Consider the following 19402-nt stretch of genomic DNA (forward strand, 5'->3'; position numbering starts at 1 on the left):
AAGAAGAGCATGATGACCGAATCCGAGATTTACCCGATCCTCGCCGAGATCTTCAGCGACGCCTTCCTGCACGAGGTTCCGCTCGCGCCCGAACTGACCGCGGACGATGTCGATGGCTGGGACAGCTTCAAACACATCGAAATCGTCATCGCGGTCGAGCAGCGATTCGGTGTTCGTTTCAGGACACGCGAGATCGACGGCCTGCATTCGGTCGGCGATCTCGTCGCCTTGATCGGGGCAAGGCGGGACGGCCAAAGCGCGATCGCCTGAATTGGAGGACTGTACGGGTCGCCGGCGATCCCGGACAAGGCCGATCCGGCGGATACCGGACGATCATCGTTTTCCGGGCGGAGGAGCGTCCGGTGTCTGGAGCTGACCCATCGCGAATTGGACATTGAGATTGCGGCCGAGCGGCTGACGGAAGTGGCCCGATGGCCCGGCCCTCCGCCTGCTGTCGTGAAGCGAAAAGGGATCGCAGCGCTCATGTGAGCGGAGTCCCCGCGCGCCAGCCGCGCCCGACCAACTCATGATGATCATGAGCTGGCCTAGATTATAATCCTGCGTGGATCAGCCCGCCGGCTGGTCGCGTGGCAAGCGAGTGTTCGAAGCCGAGGCCCATCGCAAGAACGAGAGGAGGAAGGTTGTAGCGCCTTGAATCCGGATGAGCTTGTTATATATTCCCTGGTGAGGGAGTAATTACCATGCCCAACGGATTTTCCGCACGCGAAGTTGCCGAACTGGCAAATGTCCCCGTCCGCGCGGTGGATAAGGCGATCGAGGAAAAGGTGCTGGCAGGCATCCGCGCGAGCACGCGGGGACGGCGACGCATGTTGCCGCTTCATGCTGTACCCTATGCCGCGATCGTGGCACGGCTGCCGGTGACCCTCACGCTGGCCGCCAAGCGCGATCTTGCTCGCACGCTCGGCGAGCGCGAGCCCGACCGGATGACCGATCCGCTGGAAATCGCGCCCGCCGTGATGGTTGACGTGTCCGCCTTGGTCGGGCGCGATCTTGCCGAGCGCGCCGCACGCTACGGCCGGGCGCGCGAGGATCATATTGTGATTGATCCCGAAATCATGGGCGGGACGCCAGCGCTGCGCGGAACGCGCATGACGGTCTATTCGGTTCTGGGTCGCTTGGACGGCGGCGATAGCATCGACGATATATTGGAGGATAACCCGCACCTGACGCGCGAAGCGGTGGAAACGGCGGCGCTCTATGCCCGCACGCATCCCATCGTTGGTCGCCCAGGCGGGAGGCCCTGGGCGAAAGCCGCTTGAAACTGTTCATCGACGAATGTCTGTCGCCGCAACTCGCGCGTAACCTCAACGAGACGGGTGAGCATGATGCCGTGCATCCGCGAGACAGAAACCGTCTTGGTGAGCCGGATCACGTCGTTCTGGCGCTCTGTGTCGCCGAAGACCGAGTGATCGTGACAGAGAACGCGGTCGACTTCCGCAAGCTGGTGGCGCGCGAGGAACTGCATCCCGGCCTGATCGTGCTGCCGAGTGTCTCGCGCGATCTGTCGCTTCAGCTCTTGGCCGATGCCATCGCCCATCTGACCGCGGTCGGCGAGCCTTCCGACGTGATGGTCAATCACGTCCTGGAAGTCAGCGCAGGGGGCGTGTTTACGCTCTTGCCGCTTCCCGAATAGCCAGGCTGGCGAAACCGAAGCGGTGGCCCGGACCACCTCGATTGAATTCGGGCGCCAGATACCTATCCGAACCAAGCAGTTCTGATCATCCCTTCCTGCCGATCAGGATCACGCCATGATGGCCAGAATGGTTGGTGTACTGCGCGGTCAAGCGGTGGATCCCCGCCCGATTCAGGATGATCATGACCTGGCCGAGGTCGTAATCATACATGGTCATCCCGCCGGATGGCGGCGTCGAGATCAGTGGACGATAGTCCTCGCCGTTCCAGCGCACCACCTCGGTCCCATCGTCCTGGGGGCGGCACGCGCCGACGTCCCGCCCCGTCGTGATGTGGAGCGTGATTGCGCCGCCGCTCCTGAGCTTGCCCACCAGCTCCGAAATAATCCGCGCGCCGCGGCTCGGCGGAATATGCTGGAAGACAATGAGCGAGTTGATCCAGTCAAGTTCGACCACGGGAAGCTGGTCGGTGTAGGTCACATTCGCTGGCGCCTGCTGCCGCGCGATCTCGAGCATCGCGGGAGCGACGTCGATACCATAGACCGACTCTGCCATCGTCGCCATCACCCTGGTGAGCCGGCCGACGCCGCAGCCGAAGTCCAGGGCCACGCTGGGCTTGAAGTCCCCATAGTGGGCCTTGAGCAGGTCGACCTGCCATTGCACGTCCTGACGTCCGCTCGCCCAGAAGCGCTCCAGCGCCTCATCGGTTAAGTTGCCCCGCAGATAGGCGTGATCCGTTATGACCCCAAAATAGGGCTCGCTGTTCGCAATCTCCGCCCAGTCGGAATCCGTGTCCCTCATTGTTCTTCTGCCTTTGAAAACTTGGCGCTGCTTTGGAAGGGCGACGCGATGAGAAGGGAGGCGCGCGCGGCGGACATCAGGCCGACCAGGCGTAAAAGTCGATCCTGTCGGTCTCGAGCCTATCCGGCAGCGCGGCCAGGGCCCCGACGTCGCTTCCAAGATCGATCGCGCCTTTTTCGGGAGAAATCGCGGTGAAGCGGCAATATCCTGCCTGTGACAGGAGGCGCAGATAGTCCGCGGGGTCGACGCCCGAATATTCCCGGAGCAAGTCCGGCGCATATTCGGCGATGAGATGCGGCCGCCATCGGGTCAGGATGTCCCTCGCACCCGCCAGCGCCCGATAGTCGAAGCCATCCAGTGCGATCACGATGAAATCGACTCGCTGATCGGTCGGAATGATCGAATCGAGGGTTCGGGCATAGACGATCGGCGCATCTCCGTTCGTGAGGTCATCGAAGCTGGCATCGCGGGCCGAAGCGACCCCGTCGCTCGTTACCAGCGCGATAAAGCCGTCGCCGTCCGCTGCCGCGAACGGCAGGACATCGACGGTGTCGAGCGCATGAGCCGTGACGTTGGCCAGGAGCGCGCGCATCTTTTCGGGGTGTGGCTCGAGCGCGACCACCCGCCCGATCGGCCCAACCTTGCGTGCCGCGTGGACCGCGAATGCACCAGCGCCGGCTCCGATATCGACGACGTACATGCCCTGCTTGAGGACGCTGGCGATCGCCCCGGCCAAGTGCGGTTTGTGCCGCCCGGTCTCCCGCACGGTGCGCTCGACGCTCGTTTGCGGCGCGGGCAAGTAGAGGTCGAGGCCGTTGACCTGCGTTCTGGTCGGCCCGTCCGGTTGCTGCACCGGTTGCCGATATCGGGTGAGGTGCTCCTGGGAAAAGAGAAAATGCTTAACGAGATTGTGGACGCTGATGCCGTCCCGGACGCATTCGAGATGATGCGGCGCGCCGATCGGATCGGGAATGCGATTGAGCAGAAGGCGATAGCAGTTCCAGAGATCGGCGAGCGTCGCGGGCAAGTCCGCGTTGATCTCGTTGCTATCGGCTTCATTCGCCCGCCACATGGCTTCCAGCTCGACCATCCTGGCATTGTCGTTGGCGATGATCTCCGAGACCGCCTCGCGCCAGATCTCCATTGGAAATTCTGACATCGTCCTAGACTCCATTTTCCCGGCCGGGCCGACGAGCGGACAAGCGAGGTCCAGCTTCACCCGGGCAGTGCCTCAATTTGCGATGATGAGCCTTCACGATGACACGGCTGCGATGGCCGGTTCGCCGGCACGCTCCCGGTTGAACGCAAGATTGTCGAGGTTCGAAAGGGCCACCGCCTCGAGGAAGGACGAACGCGCCCCTGAATCGTTCGCTCGGCAAAGGTAGAAGCCCACCACGCCGACCGAAACCACTCGGGGGTCCAGCCCCTCGGTGACCGTGCGCAGATCGACCGTCGCGGTCCCTTCCACAAGGAGGCGCAAGACGCGGTCGGCAGGAACAGTATCGAGCTCGAACGATGTCCACTTGAACGCGCCGCGGGGAAGCACACCGCCTTGCGATTGGGCCCCGGGTAGATTGGCAGTCCACGGGCAATCCGCGGTAGGGAGCCCGTGGAGCTGGACATAAAGGCGAATGCCTTCATTCAGATCGTCTGGTAGCCCGATCTCCAGCGTTCCGCCCTGCGCCTTCGTCCAGCATCCCCAGTCGTCTGGACCCCACCAGCCTCCACCGGCGCGAAAGATCTCCCCCGACCGCATGCCGGGCCAGATCCGTGTCGCGAAATTGCGAACGATGGGGTGATAGGCGCCGAGCGTCGCGACGGGGACGCGATAGGCTTGGTCCCCCGCGACCTGGGTGTCTTCCGCCCAGAGCCGCATCGACGCGGATAGCTGCGTCGCGATCTCGTCCCAGGCTCGGGGCGAGAAATCCTCCGCGATCTTGGCTTCCCGCTCTGCCCTGATGGCCGGTTCGAAGATGAGCTGCTCGAGTGCGGCGGTCATGCGCGGCGTCGAGCCGGCCTCGAAATAATGCGCGAACACGCCGCCCGCCTCCGGCAGGGAGGAGGCGTCCGAGACGAGCGGCACCTTTCCGTAGCAAAGCGATTCGGTGACCGGCAGGCCCCAGCCCTCGTAGTTGCTCGGATAGAGCGTAAAGAGACAGCTCCGGTAGAGCAGGTCCAGTTCCGCGTCCGACAGTCCGGAGAGCATGACGACCCGCTCGCGAAGCCCGTCATGCGCCGCGAGCCGCGCATAGACGGCATCGTTGAGCCATCCCTTGTTGCCGACGCACACCAGCTTCGGCACGCGCCGCGCGCCATGCTCGCGCAGCAGACTGATCCAGGCATCGAATGCCCCGATATGGTTCTTGCGGGATTCAACCGTGGAGATGAACAGCACGAAATCCGATCGGCCGATTCCCCATTTCGCAAGCTCGGTACGCCCAAGCGGCGTGCTGACCGGTTTCCGAAAATCGGCATCGAGCCGGACCACGACGACCTTCTCTTCCGCGACCTCATGGCCGAGGGTCGCCGCCACCTTGAGCAGGTCGCGCTTGGTCGCTTCGGAGTTCACGAAGAAATAGTCGGCGTGCTCGAAGGCGCCCATTGCCCAGCTGATGAAGTCGCGGGTCAGCTCCTTCGTGCAGTGCTCGCTTGCCATCACCGGGATCACGTCGTGGACGAAGGGAACATAGTGGATGCCGAACTTGGCCTTCGCCTGCCGGACGTACAGGAAATAGTTCTGGAGCCACCATGACGTGCCCAGGTTGACGAGGAAGGCGCCGCGCGGGAAGGCGAGGGGCTCGGACATTGCCATCGTCAGCCGCAGTTTCGTGAGCGCGGACACCCATTCCGGCGCGTTCAGCTCGCCGCTCGCCAGACTCAGCCGGCACAGCAGCAGGAACAGTGCGGGCGCGATCTCGACCCACTCGTCGCGATGGTCGAGAAAAGCGCAGATCCGCAGCGGCTGATGACCGTTACGCAGGGCGCTGCGGATCACTTCGATCTGTACCCGCTGGATACCCGTGGGCAGCCGAGCACCGTTGAAATATGAAATCAGGTCGGAAACGTCGAACAGGATCGCAGGGCCGCTGCCGATACCGCCGGTCTCATTGCTCTGCCCGGCGTCGGGATGGAGCTTCTCCAGAAGCGCTTCGGTGGTCTCGAGGAGTTCGAGCTGATCGCCCGTACCCTCGCGTCGAAGCGCCGTTGCCAGGCTGTCGAGGGCAGAACGCGCCCGCGTCGTCGCGCTCGAAACGGGGTCTTGCTCGCCCAAAGCGGCGTCGGCTCCAAAATTCGTGATTGCCATGATGTCCTCGGGCGTGATTTCGATGTTTCGCGCCATCAGCATGTGAAGCTCTGCCAGGGCGTCTCCATTGCTCGGGTTCGCCCGCACCGCCGCGATATAACTCCGCGCGGCACTCCCGATCTGTCCCGTCTCCTTGTAAAGGTGCCCGAGATGCAGGTACGGATCACTGTCCGGCTTCATTCGCAAAGCCTCGCGATACGCATCCTCCGCGGTGCGGTAATCGCCAATCTTACGCAGCATATGGCCATACTGAATCCAGACGTGCGCGAGCGACGGATCTCGCCCGAGCGCTTCACGAAAGAGCGAGACCGCAGCCGCATGGTCGCCGCGACCGCGCGCATCGTTCGCCGCCCTGAGGATCGTATGAACCTTGCCGGAGACCGGAACCCCGGCGGATTTGCGATATTTGAGCTTGTCGATGAACATGGCGCGCCAATCAATCCGCGTGCTCGCGAAGGCCGGACAGAATCAGCCAGCCGATCGCATAGGCAAAGAGGAGACCGAAGAAGACCGTGGCGATGATCGTCAGGCGTTTTGGAAAGAGCGCCTTCACCGGCATGTTCGGCTCGACGACCGGTACGATGAAAAGCTGTTGCTTGAGGAGCTGCTCGCGCGCGGACTGATAGCTTGCCTGCGCCGCCTCGAAGCGCTTGGCGGCGAGTTGCTGGCGCATTTGCAGTTCCTCGTAATTCCCCAGCCCGGCCGCGACCGAGCGCGCCGAGCCAGCCAGGCGGGCCTTTGCCGCCGCAACCTGGCCATCGAGCGATGCAACCTGACGGGACATGAGACGATATTGCGGCGCCGTCGGCGGCAGGCCGGCGGCCATCGCCTGAAACTGCGCCCGCGCGCGCGCCGCCTGCTCCTGGAGGGACGCGGCAAGCTGGATCTGCGCCGTGCTCGACTTCTCCGGGTCGGCGTCCCGCGCCGCCTGACGAAACCCGGTCAGCTTCGCCTGAATCTGGTTGATGCCGGCCTCGGCTTCACGCAGCTGCCGCGCGGAGGCGGCGAGCCCATCGTCGAACATGCGCCGGTTCAGCTTGTTGACGCGCGCTTCGCCGAGGCGAAGCAGATCGTCTGCAAGACGCTTGGCATCGTCCGGACGGAAGGCTCGGACGCTCAGAGAGCTGATCCCGGTCTCGGTCGCCGTCGTCAAATGCACCATCGTGCCATAGAATTTGTGCAGCGTTTCCGGCGCCGGCGCGGCATCCCACAGACGCGATGCGACATCCGCCTCGGGCCGGCGGAATATGTCGGTCAGCCTCTGGCTGCCGAGAGCACGCACCGCGTCATGGGAGAGCAGATAGGCATCGACGCTATGCGCATCCGCGGTCACCGGTCCCTGCGCCAGCCCGAGCATCTGTCCCAGGCCATTCGCGGGAGACGCTGGCTGCGGGGTGCGAACAATGAACTGGGCAGACGATTCATACTGATCCGCCGCGATCCCGTATTCGAAAGCCGTCGCAACCAATGTCGGCAAGCAGACGAGCAGCACGAATGGATGGAGCAGCCGACGCCATCCCCGATATTTCGGCGCTACTTCCTCGTCGGTCTCGATCTCCTCATCCTGTGGCGGAAAGCCGCCCGGCGCGAATGCCTCGGCGGGACTTTGTCGCATCAGCAGTCGCGGCTTGAGGCCGATTTCGGGTGCGCCGAGGGCGTCGTCGGCGACAACCTCGTGCGGTGGCTCGTTCGAAGGGCGTGCGGGTTTTGTGCGCATGGCGATCAACTCAGATGCACGTGGCGGCGCAGCACGCGAAGGAGGAGCAATCCGGCGGTGGTGAGCGCCATGCACCAGCCGATGATGTAGATCGGATTGAAATAGGGACTGTCGTAGCTCTCGAAGACGCCGCTATGGATCATCTCGAAGATCTGATTCATCGGCGACCAGCCCAGCCACGACCGATAGGGCTGCGGGATCCAGGCCAGGATGAAGAAGGCACCCGAAATCGGCATCGCGATATAGGTCGCCGGATGGACCAGCTTGGCGGTCGCCTTGCTGAAATAGACGCCCGTGGCGATTGCCATCGACAAGGCGAAGGAGAACCAGGTCAGGAGCACGATCCCAGCCATCAAGCGCAGCGGGCGCGCCGGCGCATCCGCAACGCCCGCGAGATTGGCCAGCAGCATGAGGAAGACGAACGCACCGACCGTGGAAAGCATCTCGAGGACTGCGCGCGCGACCAACATGTCGAAGATCGTCACCATGCGATGGAAGAGCAGCTGCTTGTTGCTTTCCAGCGTCGCCTCGGAACGCGAGACGATCGAACGGAAGATCATGAACGTGCAATAGCCGGTCAAGGTGAAGGGAATGATGCGGATGTCGTTGCCATGGGTCGAGCCCGGATTGCCGAAATGGAGCGCCGCCACGGCGGTCGCCAGCGTCAGCGGTTCGACCAACATCCACAGATAGCCGATATTGTCGCGCCCATAGCGGGTCTGCAACTCGCGCAATATCAGCGCACCGATGACGTGGCGCTGCGAGTCAAGCGCTTCGAGGGTGCGCGAGAGACCGCCGCGCATCTGGAAGGCGTCGATCATCCGGCCGCGACCTCCTCGACGAACGACAGCGCGCTCTGCACGTGCGCCTCCCAGGTTTTCGGTCGCCATCCCGCCAGTCGCATCTTCTGTGCGGCACGCCGCCTACTCGCCGGCGCGCAATAGTCGAGGATGGCTTGTCGCCACCCGACGGCATCGATCGGGTCGAAATAATCGGGGACGGTTCCACCGGCTTCCCGGTGCGCCGGAATATCGCTCGCGATGACAGGGACGCCCGCCGCCAGTGCTTCGGCAACAGGCATCCCGAACCCCTCGGCAAAGGACGGCATCAACAGCGCCCGGGCACCCGCGAGCAGCTGGCGAAGCCGATTGTCGGGGAGGCGAGGAAGTTCGCGAACACATCCCTGCAGCCCAGGGCAGCGCTCGAGCAGGTCGACGATGTTCTCGTTTTCCCAGCCCCGGCGACCCACCAGATAGAGCACGGGGGTTCCAACGGTGCCGAGCGCATCCACCATCGAACGCCAGATGTGCAGAAGCAGCAGATGGTTCTTGCGCGGCTCGATCGTGGACAGGCAGACGAAATAATTGCCGTCCGGCCACCCCTGAGATGGCGGCTGCGACAGCCGGGCGTCGACGCCGAAATGCGCCACGCGCGCAGGCCGAGGCCGAAATTCCATGTCAGCCCTCCCAAGCAACGATTCCAGCGTAGCGTGGGAGTTGGTCAAAATGCCGTCAGCATAGTTCTCGATCGTTCGCAGACGCCGCGAGTGCCGCTCGGGTCCGTTGGGCCGGGCATATTCCGGGTGCGAGATCGGGATGATGTCGTGCACCATGCAGACGAACTGCGCCCGTTCCCGCCGAAGCTTGCCCGCAACCACCGCCGGGTGCTGGAGGTGATGCGGCGAGACCTGCAGAACGACGCGCGCTGCATTGGTCGGGGGCACGGGGCGCGGCCGCAGCGACCAGCAATGCGACAGGGCCGTGAGCCGGCTGCGCCCTATGGGCTCCGCGTCGCCGAAGATCTCCCAGCGCTCCTCGGTCCTGTCGAGGAACGCCTCCACATGGGGCAGGGGGAGGCGCCCGTAAATGCCTGTGGGATGCACAGCGGCATAGTGAAGGCGGCCCGGGATCATGCGAGCGAGAGCCCGCGCATAGGCCATCTCGACCCGATCAATGCCGGTAGGCGAGGGATGAAGGGCTCGCGACAAGAGCCGCGACAGATCGAGCACGACTTCTGGCGCCCGCTCCGGTCGCCGCGGGGCAGCACCTCCGCTCGAGAATTGGTAGGGGCGACCCTCATCCACGGTCCTGGGAAGAAACATCATGCGCTCACCCTTGCTGACGCGCTCGCCGTGGAACTCGTCTCCGCGACCCGGCACAATCTGGCGACAGCTGCGGGAAGCAGGTGCGCTCTGGCATTGGCGTTGCTGAAGCCGCCGCGGAGCAGGCATCGGGCAACCAGCACGCGCCGAAAGGCATCATAGATTTCGAGCTGCGGTTTGCCCGGCGATGCCCAGAACGTATCGAGAATACCCTGGTGGGTGACACCCGGAAGATCATAGACGGCCGCGCCGAGCACGGCCACGGGCGTGCCGGCGGAAAGCGCGAGCGTGCCCGTGGTGCTGTTCACCGTCACTACGCCCGCGGCCCTGGCCACCAGGGCATCGATATGGCCGTGCTCGAGGAAGAGCACGCGGTCCGCGACGCCATTTGCCAGCGCAATCCTTCGAACGATCCCGCGCCAGCCCTTCAGCCCATTGTCGAGCGGATGTTCCTTGATCACCAGGAGCGTATCGGCCGGCGCGTGCCGCGCGAAGGAGCATAGAATCTGCTCGATCGCTTCCGTCATGCCGGAGAAGGGCGAGTGGGTTCTGATCTGGTGGTCGGAATCGAGCTGCAGCGGGACCACGAAATAGCGGGATCTACCAATTCGGCGGCCGCTCAGCCTGGCTCGCAGACGCCCGATCGGCCGCGTCGCGAAGCGAAGCGCCCATCCGGCGAATTCCGTCGAGGCGCGGTAGGGCCGGTGCGAGCGATAGCCGCGAAAGCGTGGCCGCAGAAGGCAGCCGGCCGCGAAGTAGAGCAGCGCCTCGATCGCGCGTTGACGAAAGCTGACCGGGATCGGCTGATACGCTGGGACCGGCGGCAGCCCCTTCGCGAGGTGCAGATATTCCTGCGGATCACGCGGCAGGCTCGAATGGCCGTTGACGCCGCCGCGTTCGAGCGTAATCCAGTCCGGGCGGATATACCCCTCCTCGAACACATGCACCGTCACTGCGCGTCGCTTCGCGATCTCCACCGCGGCGGCGTGCAGCGGCCTGCAGTCTCCGAAAAGAACGATGTCGGTCACGGCTTCCCGGTCCAGGAGCGCTGCCAGATCGCCTGGCCATTCGCCGATCGTCCCTGCGAAATTGTCGGCCGGTCCTCGCCAATCGAGCCAGTCGCCGCCGTTGAAGTTGACGCGGGAACACTGATTCCCCAGCGCTGTCAGGCGGGCTGCCAGCTCCCGGAAGAATGGACCGGGCGGACCCTGAAGAAAGAGGAAGCTGCGCGCGGGCATCATGCCGACACCCCTGCAAGCTTGCGTCCAACCAGTGCCAGCTTGCCCTGTGCCGTTCGCATGCGCGCGAGCAGGGATGATTGCTCGCTCGAGGCGCGGCTGTGTCGCTCGACGACCACTTCGGGCGGGCAAGGAAGGGACGTTTCCGGGTCGAGATAGCGCGGATAGAGGATGAGCGCTCCAGCGATGAGCTCCTCAAGGCTCAAGAGCCGCTTCCGCCGCGGGATTGATGGTCCGAGATCGGTGGTGAGACCCCATCCGGCATAGAATGGCTGACCATGGGTTACGACCGCGCGCCGGCGCATCAGCGCTTCCAGCCCCGCCAGCGACGTCAGAGCATGCACGCAATCGACTTGATCGAGCAATGCGGCCATCGATCCGTGCGGAACGACTGCATCGGCATACCGAAGTGCCTCGCGCTCGGCGACATGTCCCTTGCGAAGTCCTGCCGCGACGTCCGGATGCGGACGATATGCGATCCAGGCGTCGGGTTCGGCCGCTCTGGCACGACGCAAAAGATCAAGGTTGCCGGTGACTCCACCGGCTCCAAGACGCACGGCGAGATCGTCCTCGACCTGGCCTGGCACGAGAACCTTCCGAACCCCAGATGGAAGCTCGATCCCCTCCGTGTTTCCGGCCGCATATTTCGTGATCCCGCCCGCGATGAGCACCTGGATCAGGCGTCCCGCCCGGGCCTTCAATTCGTCGGTGAAATTCGCCGTCGAAAGGATCAGTTCGAGGTCGCTCGGCCGGGATGGATCATAGTAGATGCCCGCCATGTCGACCACGATCGAGCGAGGCGGGTGGAGCTTCGATCCCAGGCCGACCGACCGGACGAAGCCATCCTCGATGCGCGCCAGTGACGCGCCGGCGTCGTCCGCGCGATCCTGCAGTTCAGTCGGCACGCGCGAAGGCCAGACAGCGATTGTCTTGCCGGCCGGCATCTTCGCAATTTGCTGGACCCGCACGAAACGAGCGGGCTTTCCGGACCACAGCGATTGCGCGATCGCTTCTCGCTTCCAGGCTGAAATTCCGGCAACAGCGGAAATGGGCCGATTGACGTCGATCGCGGCGCGCCAGGCACCCAGCTGCTCTATCCATTCAAGCGCGCCGATAGGCGCGCCGAAATACGGGTCGAAATAGTCGAAAAGATCGATTTCCGCGACCATATGATCGAAGGCAGCGCTCGGCTCGACCTGAGTGCCGGTATCGAGGTCGAATAGCTGCTTTCCCGCGGCGGCCGCCAGCAACCCGACTTCGTCCCCCGGTGCCGCAAACACGCGAGCCGCCTGACCTAGAACTGGCCAAGGATCGCATTTCCCGACCAGGCACTGCCACTCCACGAAACCGGTGCCGTGTAGCTTCGATTCCAAGCTGAAGACAGTGGCGGGCGGCGCCGATTGCCACCAAAATAACGTGGTGCCGAGCTCGCCGAGACCACGGGCGCACACAAGCGCTTGTTCCAGCGTTCGTGCTCGCACCAAAGTATCGAACGAGGGGAGCGCAGGCCTGTCGCTCCAGAAAGCGCCGCCGACGCGAAGACGCGCGATGGCACTGACGACTTCAAGACCGCTGCCCTTCCGGTGAAAGCCAGCACTTGAAGGATCCCTCCTCCTCGGAGCGCCGGCGAACCGCGCACCGGGGAAGGGGGGCGCACGAAGGAGGGGCACGCGCGATTCCGCCACCGAAGCAGAGCCGCGGAACAGGCGAGATCGCAGTCTGGTCGTTGGTTTCTGAAGTCGCGTCATTTCCGCCCGATGGATTCGGAGGGCTCAGGCCCACGCGCTGTTATCGCTTACGGCCGTGGCACCCCGACTGGGGATTCCCCGAGTGGATGAGAAGAAATTGCGAGCCGATCGGGCAGTCAGCGGGATTTCGGACGACCAGAACATTTTTTGCGCACCGCTTGCCAGATTCGACCCGCGCGAGTGTCCTTCTAGTGGGGACGGCTCCGGCTGCAGCTGCAGCCGCGCTGGGGATACTTCCGCGAGCTGAAGGATGGTCGGCGGTGTCAACGCGATTTGCCCAAGCGTCCGAGGGTTTGAAGCGAGCGGCCGACCTGCAGGGTCAAGGCAGGCTGATGGACGCGCTGCGCGTGCTCGACGAAACGGCGGCGTCGGAGCCCGACAATGCGCAGGTCCTGTGCAGTCGCGGTGATGTCCTTACCGATCTCGGCCGATATGGCGCAGCGATCGAGACCTACGATGCGGCCATCCGAATCCGCCCCGATCAATCCGAACTCTACGACTTCAAGGGCATTGCGCTCGCGCTGGACGGGCGTCTCGAGGAAGCGCTCTTTTGCCTTGATCAGGCGCTCGAAATTGCCCCGGATAGTCTGAACACGATGAATAACAGAGCCAATGTCCTGAAGAAGCTTGGGCGCCTGGACGAAGCGGTACAGCAATTCGATAGCGTAATAGCCAGATTGCCCAATTTTGCGCCCGCCCACAACAATAAGGGAAGCGCGCTTGTCGCTCTCAGGCGCTTTGACGAAGCGATCGCCAGCTTCGATCTAGTGCTCGAGTTCGACCCGGCTCAAATCGAAGCGCGAACCAACCGCGCCGGCGCACTGGTCAGGGCGGGCCGTTTGGAAGAAGCCGCAGACGCCTATCGCGGCATTCTGGCGATCTATCCAGACCACGTCGAATCGCTGCTCAATCTCGGGGAACTTCTCGCCGCGCTCGGGAAAGCGGATGATGCGCTCGGCAATTTCGCCCAAATTCTCGCAAGCTATCCGGACAACGTGGACGCATTGTTCGGCCGCCCCTTGGCCTTCGCGGGCGAAATGCGGTTCGACGAGGCCGTGCCCTATTACAAGCGCATTCTCGAGATCGATCGCAACCATGTGGGCGCTCTCGATAACCTCGGAATTGCGCTGGTGCGGCTTGGGCGGCTCACGGAAGCCCTTCACTACTATGACCACGCGATCGAAACCGAACCTGCGAATGCGTATCTCTGGAGGAACCGCAGCACCATCCTTCGCGAGCTGAACGATCTCGAAGAGGCTCTCACTTCGCTCGATCGGGCGCTGGCGATCGATCCTGCTCTCCCCCAGGCATTTGAGATGCGGTTGCACATTGCGGCCCAGCTCGCCCAATGGGATCAGTTCGATCGAGAGGTTGGCGAACTTTCAGACAGGATCGCCAAAGGCCTCGGCAACATTGCGCCGTTCCCGCTTCTGGCTCTGAGCGACGATCCGCAACTTCATCGCACCTGTGCGGAAGACTATTGCAGACGATGGAATCCGCCGTCCCCGGCAGGAAATATCGCCTGGCATCGAGGTTCGCGCGGCCAGCTTCGGATCGGCTATTTCTCTGCGGATTTTCACTCGCATGCGACGATGCATCTCTTTCTCGAGACGCTCCAGGCACACGACCGCGAGCGCCTCAAGCTGTTCGCCTTCTCATTCGGTCCACCTATCGACGATGAAGCACATCGTGGCGCCAGAGCCGCTTTCGACGAATTCATCGATGTTCGCTCCATGTCGGATCAGGCGGTTGTCCACCGGGCGCGCGAGCTGCAGCTCGACATCGGCGTGGACTTGAAGGGATACACGAAGGATTCGCGCTGGAAGCTGTTTTCCGGCCGACCTGCTCCGGTGCAGGTCAGCTACCTTGGGTATCCTGCGACCATGGGCAACCCGTACATCGACTATATCCTGGCCGATAGGGTGTTGATCCCCTTTGGCAGCGAGCAATTCTATTCCGAGAAAATCGTGTTCCTCCCGGGGAGCTATCAGCCTAATGGACCGATTAGGGAGATCGTGCCACGCGCAAAGCGCTCGGATTATGGTCTGCCTGACCAGACGTTCGTCTACTGTTGCTTCAACAATAATTACAAGATCACGCCTGACGTGTTTTCGACCTGGATGCGAATACTAAAGGCCACGCAAGGCAGCATTCTTTGGCTTTGGGTGGATCATGCCTCCGCTCGACGCAATCTGCGTCAACACGCGACCGACAGCGGAGTTGACGCTGAGCGCATAATCTTCGTCGACCGGGCGGAGCGCGAAGGTCATTTGGACCGTCTCCGCCTCGCTGATCTGTTTCTCGACACATTGCCATACAATGCCCACACGACCGCCAGCGATGCGCTCCGGGTGGGGCTTCCGCTCCTAACCTGCGCGGGTCAATCCTTCGCTGCCCGGGTCGCCGCTAGTCTCCTTACCGAGGTCGGTCTCCCCGAGCTCGTTACCACGAGCCTAGAGGCTTACGAGGATCTCGCGGTTCAGCTCGGTACCGATCCGCAGCGCACAGCAATATTGCGTGCGAAGCTTTCTCGGAAATTGGGTACGAGCTCTCTCTTCGATCCCGCGCAGATGGCGCGCAAGCTGGAGGCCGCCTTTTTCAGCATGCACGAGCGACGGATGAACGACCTGTCGATGGACCACATCTATCTCTAAGAACTTCCCCCGTGTGCGGTCGCCGCGTCGAGCGGGCGCCTGATATTGGCGCCTCCATTTCGAGGCACAGAGTGCGGGCGCGCACCAGGATTTACGCGGAAAATTGTCGAAAATCGGTCCCCGGTGAATCCCTAGCCCTGCAACGATCCAGCCGGACTATGCCTCGGTCCGTCCGAGACTGAACAGCTGAGTCGGCGACGAATCGGCGCTGCTGGTTGGCTGCCGGTCGACTTGGCAAGGGCGTGGGATGGATATGGAAAGCTCGCTCAATATCGCGGCCGCTGGCCGTTTCCACCCAGCCTTGACGCGCTCGCTGCTGACGTCCGCGCCGTCCGGAAGCAACGACAGGCAGGATAGTCTTCGGTGCGCCGCCGAAGCAGATTCTGGGTCAGTCGGAAGATCTGATCAACAGAAGGATGAATCCCGATGCGCACTTTCCTGTTCCTTGCAATCGCAGCTTCACTTGCCGGACCGAGCCAGGCTCAGACGCCGCCGGCGCCAAGTGCAAACACCCTCGGCGGGCCGGCCGTGGCGGGCGTGTGCCTGCTGTCACGCCAAGACGTTTTCGCGAAATCCAAAGTCGGTATGGCCGCAGCCGACAGGCTTCGCATTCTAGCGGACGACGCTCAGAAGGAACTCGAAACAGAGCGCGCGCCCGTCGAGGCCGATGTGCAAAAATACAATACGGAGCAGGCCAAGCTGACCCCGGCCCAGCGCCAGGAGCGACAGAAGGCGCTTGCCGATCGGATCAGGCCCATCGACGACAAAACCCGCCAGCGTCAAAGCGAGATCGAGGCAACGCGAGCGAAGGCGCTGCAGCGCATCTCCGCCGATGTCGAGCCGGTGCTCGCCCAAGTATACAAGCAGCGCAATTGCGGGCTGCTTGTCGATCGTAATTCGGTCCTCGGCGGCAACATGGCCAACGATCTCACCGATGCAGTGGTGCAGGGGCTCGACGCGAAAGTCTCGACCATTACGTTCGATCGCGAGACACTGGCTTCGGCGCCAAGCGCGACATGGACCCCCGGTTCGAACTGATCAGGTGGTTCAGCTCCGGTCGAAACCGAGATCGATCCTGAGGCGATCTCTAACGCCATCGACCCGCCGGTGCGGAGTCGCCACGATGTTGAATTGCGTCTTCAGGGGTTGGAGATGGTAGCGCCAGGTTATCCCCGGCCTCTACCCAGACACCGCTGGTTTTCCCCTTTGCAGCGGCGTGACGGGTCCGTCTTCAGACCGCCAGGAACCCAGCCGACCGCTCACCTTGGCGATGGGACCGCGACTAAGGTCGCGGTCCCTTTTTTTGGTATAGGGACCACAAAGTTTAGCGGTAACAGAAGCCCTGACCAATCGATTTATTTCGGCCCCAGTTTTTGCCAAAAGTGGGTGCCTCCGGTGTCCTACAGGTAGGAAGAGATGAAACGTCGACCGTGTCCAGGCCGCAAGCTCGCGGCCAGGGCACAGGCGATTTTGACACATGGTTCGGATGCGCGGACAGGTTGTGACGTGCTCCCCATTTCTCCTCCAGTCATAACTGGAGTCCGGGGTTGTCATGGTGCCCTTGCGGGCGGGGTTGCACAACTCGCTTGGCAGCATCGGCGGGCGTCAGCCCGCCTATCCCGCTATGCGGTCGCACATGGTTGTAGTCGTGGCGCCAGCCGCTCAGCACCGAGCGGGCATGGCTCAACGACGCGAACAGCGTCTCGTTCAGGCATTCGTCGCGCAAGCGACCATTAAAGCTTTCGACGTAGCCGTTCTGCTGCGGCTTGCCCGGCGCGATGTAGTGCCACTCGATCTGCCGGTCCGGTGCCCAGCGCAGGATCGCCAAGCTGGTCAGCTCGGTCCCGTTGTCGCTCACGATCATCAGCGGCTTGCCGCCGCCGCGATGATCGCATCGAGCTCGCGAGCAACACGCGCTCCTGACAGCGACGTATCGACCACCAGCGCGAGGTTCTCGCGCGTGAAGTCATCGACGACGGCAAGGATGCGGATGCGCCCGCTGCACACCAGGGTATCGCTCACAAAGTCCAGGCTCCACCGTTGGTTCGGACCTTGCGGCAACGTCATCGGTGCCGGCGTGCCCATCGCTCGCTTGCGGCCGCGGCGCCGCCGCACCCGCAGGTTCTCCTCGCGATACAGCCGCAGCAGCTTCTTGTGGTTCATGACCAGCCCCTCTCGCGCCAGCATGATCCCCAGCCGACGGTAGCCGAACCGGCGACGCTCGAGCGCGATCTCGCGAAGACGCGACCGCAGGTCGCCATCATCACTACGCCGATGCGCATAGCGCATCGACGATCGATCCACGTTGAGAATGGCGCACGCCCGACGCTCGCTGATGCCGAAGGTCTGTCGAACTTCCTCGACAGCCCTTCGGCGAACGGCAGGCTTTACCAGCTTTTTGAGGCAACCTCCTTCAGCACCGCATTATCGAGCATCGCATCGGCCAGCAGTCGCTTCAGCCGCGCGTTCTCGTCCTCCAGCACCTTCAGCTTGCGCGCCTGCGACACATCCATGACGCCATAGGTCGCCTTCCATTTGTAGAATGTCGCGCTGCTCACGCCGTGCTTGCGGCACACGTCCGCCGTCGATGACCCAGCTTCCTGCTCACGCAGGATCGCTATGATCTGCTCCTCGCTAAACCTGCTGCGCTTCATCGTCGTCCTCCTCAATGAAGGACTCTAGCTTAAACTGGCGGAGTTTCAGGGGAGCACGTCAATACTTGCCGCCCAATCACGAGCGTCAGCGATGCTGTGGGCGGGGTAGGAACTGAGCGTCGCTCTGTGAAAGGTCTTTTTGCCGGAAAGTCGACGCCGATATTTCCAGACGCGGGTAACCCGGCCGCGTCCGGTATGGACTTCGATGTAGAGGCCGGGCGTGTGGGGATCGCTAAGACTGTCCGAGCGCAGTGCCTCGACATTCGTAGGGGGCCAATTGAGTTTCTGGGTCATGTGCCATCCGACTGATTCGGAGCGATGACAGACTAATTTTCACGGTCACAAATCGGGCACAACAGGTGTCCTCACCTGTCTTCAAATGTCTTCATTTGTCCCGATTTTGGTGCCCGTGTTGTGCACGCAGTCGCCTTTTGCAGCCGCCAAAGCGGCCAAAAAGCCCGGATTTCTGCGGTTTTCCATTGTCTTGAGCAGGACGTTTACAAAACCGCTGCTCTACCAGCTGAGCTAAACCGGCATCCGGCGCTCCCCATGCGTCAGGGAACGCCGAAGGTCCAGCCCTCGGTGCGCGCGAGTTGCGGGGTGAGGGCGGTGGGGGACCATAGTTCCGGCTGGTTCGCGGCCACGCGCAGCCAGGCGGCGCTGAGCATCGCGTCGGTGGCGTGGTCGTCATAGCGGGCGAGCGGGGCGTGGGGTTCGGAGCCGAAGGCGGCCAGCATCGTATCGAGCGTGGCGGCGTCGCGGATCTTGGAGACGCCCTTGCGCATGCCCGCAAGACGCGCGGCGAGGGCGGTGTAGATCTCGACCAGCACGGGGCCTTGCGCGGGCACCGGGTCGAAGGGCCAGAGGCCGATCCTGCCGCGCAGGCGGTGGAGGACGCGCATGCCGGTGAGGCTCGACTTGCCGACCTGGGAGGCGCCGACCAGGTTGAAGCAGCTATAGGGCGAGAGGCGCATCGCCTCCTGGCCATGCTCGCAGACCCGGAAGCGGCCGCGGCCGGGCGGGAACAGGTCACCGCAATCGCCCAACTGGCGGAAATGGCGGCGGGCGTCCGGGTGGCCGACGAAGCTGGTGGCGGCGAGATGCGGATCGGCGGCGCTCATCGTATCGACCAGGCGCCAGAGCGCGGGGCCGTCGGGCGGCGAGGCTTCCCAGCCGGGGAAATAGGCGCTTTCGTCGTGGAACGGGAAGGCGGGGGAAAGGTCGAGGCCGATCAGGGCGCGGGTGTTGGTGGCGGCGAGGTCTTCCAGATATTCGAGGATGTCCTGGCGGGACCAGTTGCGGTCGACCAGCGTGGGGGCGGCGCTGCCGGTTCGGGCATGGGCGACGGCCAGGCCCTTGGGGCGTTCGACTGCCTGGCCGGACCAGTCGATTGCGATGAAATCGGTGAAGGGGACCACTCAAATCCTCCCCGGAACGGGGAGGGGGACCAGCCGCAGGCTGGTGGAGGGGGCCTGCTTTCCACGAGCGGCAGCGCCTGAGGAGAACGGGGCCCCCTCCACCACGCCCTTCGGG

The 19402-nt window shown here is 63.3% G+C and carries 14 protein-coding genes and 1 pseudogene; 5 read left to right on the forward strand and 10 right to left on the reverse strand.

The annotated features are described in order from the left end of the window. Positions 1-12: 12 nt before the first annotated feature. From HB724_RS02245 to HB724_RS02255, 3 genes are all read left to right on the forward strand, one after another. A complete protein-coding gene (locus HB724_RS02245) occupies positions 13-270 on the forward strand; it encodes an acyl carrier protein (protein WP_213979273.1) in 258 nt (85 codons plus the stop codon). Positions 271-701: 431 nt separating this feature from the next. Continuing rightward, positions 702-1280: a DUF433 domain-containing protein gene (locus HB724_RS20350; protein ID WP_256731266.1), complete on the forward strand. Its 579-nt coding sequence runs from the start codon at positions 702-704 to the stop codon at positions 1278-1280. Beyond that, positions 1277-1654, forward strand: coding sequence for a DUF5615 family PIN-like protein (locus HB724_RS02255; RefSeq protein WP_213979274.1), 378 nt, complete (start codon positions 1277-1279; stop codon positions 1652-1654). The genes HB724_RS20350 and HB724_RS02255 overlap by 4 nt, the downstream gene beginning before the upstream one ends. An 85-nt stretch (positions 1655-1739) precedes the next feature. On the opposite strand, the gene HB724_RS02260 is transcribed toward HB724_RS02255, so the two are convergent. The 8 genes from HB724_RS02260 to HB724_RS02295 all read right to left on the reverse strand — a co-directional run bounded on the left by HB724_RS02260 (position 1740) and on the right by HB724_RS02295 (position 12093). Continuing rightward, the gene (locus HB724_RS02260; protein WP_213979275.1) at positions 1740-2453 is read right to left on the reverse strand and encodes a class I SAM-dependent methyltransferase; all 714 of its coding nucleotides are present in this window, start codon (positions 2451-2453) and stop codon (positions 1740-1742) included. A gap of 76 nt (positions 2454-2529) precedes the next feature. After that, the gene (locus tag HB724_RS02265; protein ID WP_213979276.1) at positions 2530-3597 is read right to left on the reverse strand and encodes an FkbM family methyltransferase; all 1068 of its coding nucleotides are present in this window, start codon (positions 3595-3597) and stop codon (positions 2530-2532) included. A gap of 108 nt (positions 3598-3705) precedes the next feature. Continuing rightward, positions 3706-6183: a glycosyltransferase gene (locus HB724_RS02270; RefSeq protein ID WP_213979277.1), complete on the reverse strand. Its 2478-nt coding sequence runs from the start codon at positions 6181-6183 to the stop codon at positions 3706-3708. Between the two features lie 10 nt (positions 6184-6193). Next, positions 6194-7474 carry a capsule biosynthesis protein gene (locus tag HB724_RS02275; protein WP_256731273.1) on the reverse strand — a complete coding sequence of 427 codons (1281 nt, stop codon included), beginning with the start codon at positions 7472-7474 and terminating at the stop codon, positions 6194-6196. A 5-nt stretch (positions 7475-7479) separates the two neighbouring features. Next, positions 7480-8295 (reverse strand): ABC transporter permease, encoded by an 816-nt coding sequence (locus tag HB724_RS02280; protein ID WP_213979279.1) that lies wholly within the window; start codon positions 8293-8295, stop codon positions 7480-7482. Then, on the reverse strand, positions 8292-9482 hold the full coding sequence (locus HB724_RS02285; RefSeq protein WP_346344648.1) for a glycosyltransferase family 1 protein: 1191 nt from the start codon (positions 9480-9482) through the stop codon (positions 8292-8294). The genes HB724_RS02280 and HB724_RS02285 overlap by 4 nt, the downstream gene beginning before the upstream one ends. A gap of 92 nt (positions 9483-9574) precedes the next feature. Further along, positions 9575-10816: a capsular biosynthesis protein gene (locus HB724_RS02290; protein ID WP_256731267.1), complete on the reverse strand. Its 1242-nt coding sequence runs from the start codon at positions 10814-10816 to the stop codon at positions 9575-9577. Beyond that, positions 10813-12093: a hypothetical protein gene (locus tag HB724_RS02295; RefSeq protein WP_213979280.1), complete on the reverse strand. Its 1281-nt coding sequence runs from the start codon at positions 12091-12093 to the stop codon at positions 10813-10815. The genes HB724_RS02290 and HB724_RS02295 overlap by 4 nt, the downstream gene beginning before the upstream one ends. Before the next feature lie 554 nt (positions 12094-12647). Here HB724_RS02295 and HB724_RS02300 point away from each other — a divergent pair. Both HB724_RS02300 and HB724_RS02305 read left to right on the forward strand, forming a co-directional pair. Continuing rightward, entirely contained in the window at positions 12648-15215 is a 2568-nt protein-coding gene (locus HB724_RS02300) for a tetratricopeptide repeat protein (RefSeq protein ID WP_256731268.1), read from the forward strand. Positions 15216-15641: 426 nt separating this feature from the next. Next, positions 15642-16253, forward strand: a complete 612-nt coding sequence (locus HB724_RS02305) for an OmpH family outer membrane protein (RefSeq protein WP_213979282.1) — start codon at positions 15642-15644, stop codon at positions 16251-16253. A gap of 490 nt (positions 16254-16743) precedes the next feature. Here the strand turns inward: HB724_RS02305 and HB724_RS02310 are convergent. Further along, positions 16744-17869 (reverse strand): annotated as a pseudogene (locus HB724_RS02310) (IS3 family transposase). A gap of 554 nt (positions 17870-18423) precedes the next feature. After that, positions 18424-19287: a hypothetical protein gene (locus HB724_RS02315; RefSeq protein WP_213979283.1), complete on the reverse strand. Its 864-nt coding sequence runs from the start codon at positions 19285-19287 to the stop codon at positions 18424-18426. Positions 19288-19402: the final 115 nt, after the last annotated feature.

This window comes from Sphingomonas sp. dw_22 (assembly GCF_018449795.1).
Lineage (GTDB): Bacteria > Pseudomonadota > Alphaproteobacteria > Sphingomonadales > Sphingomonadaceae > Sphingomonas.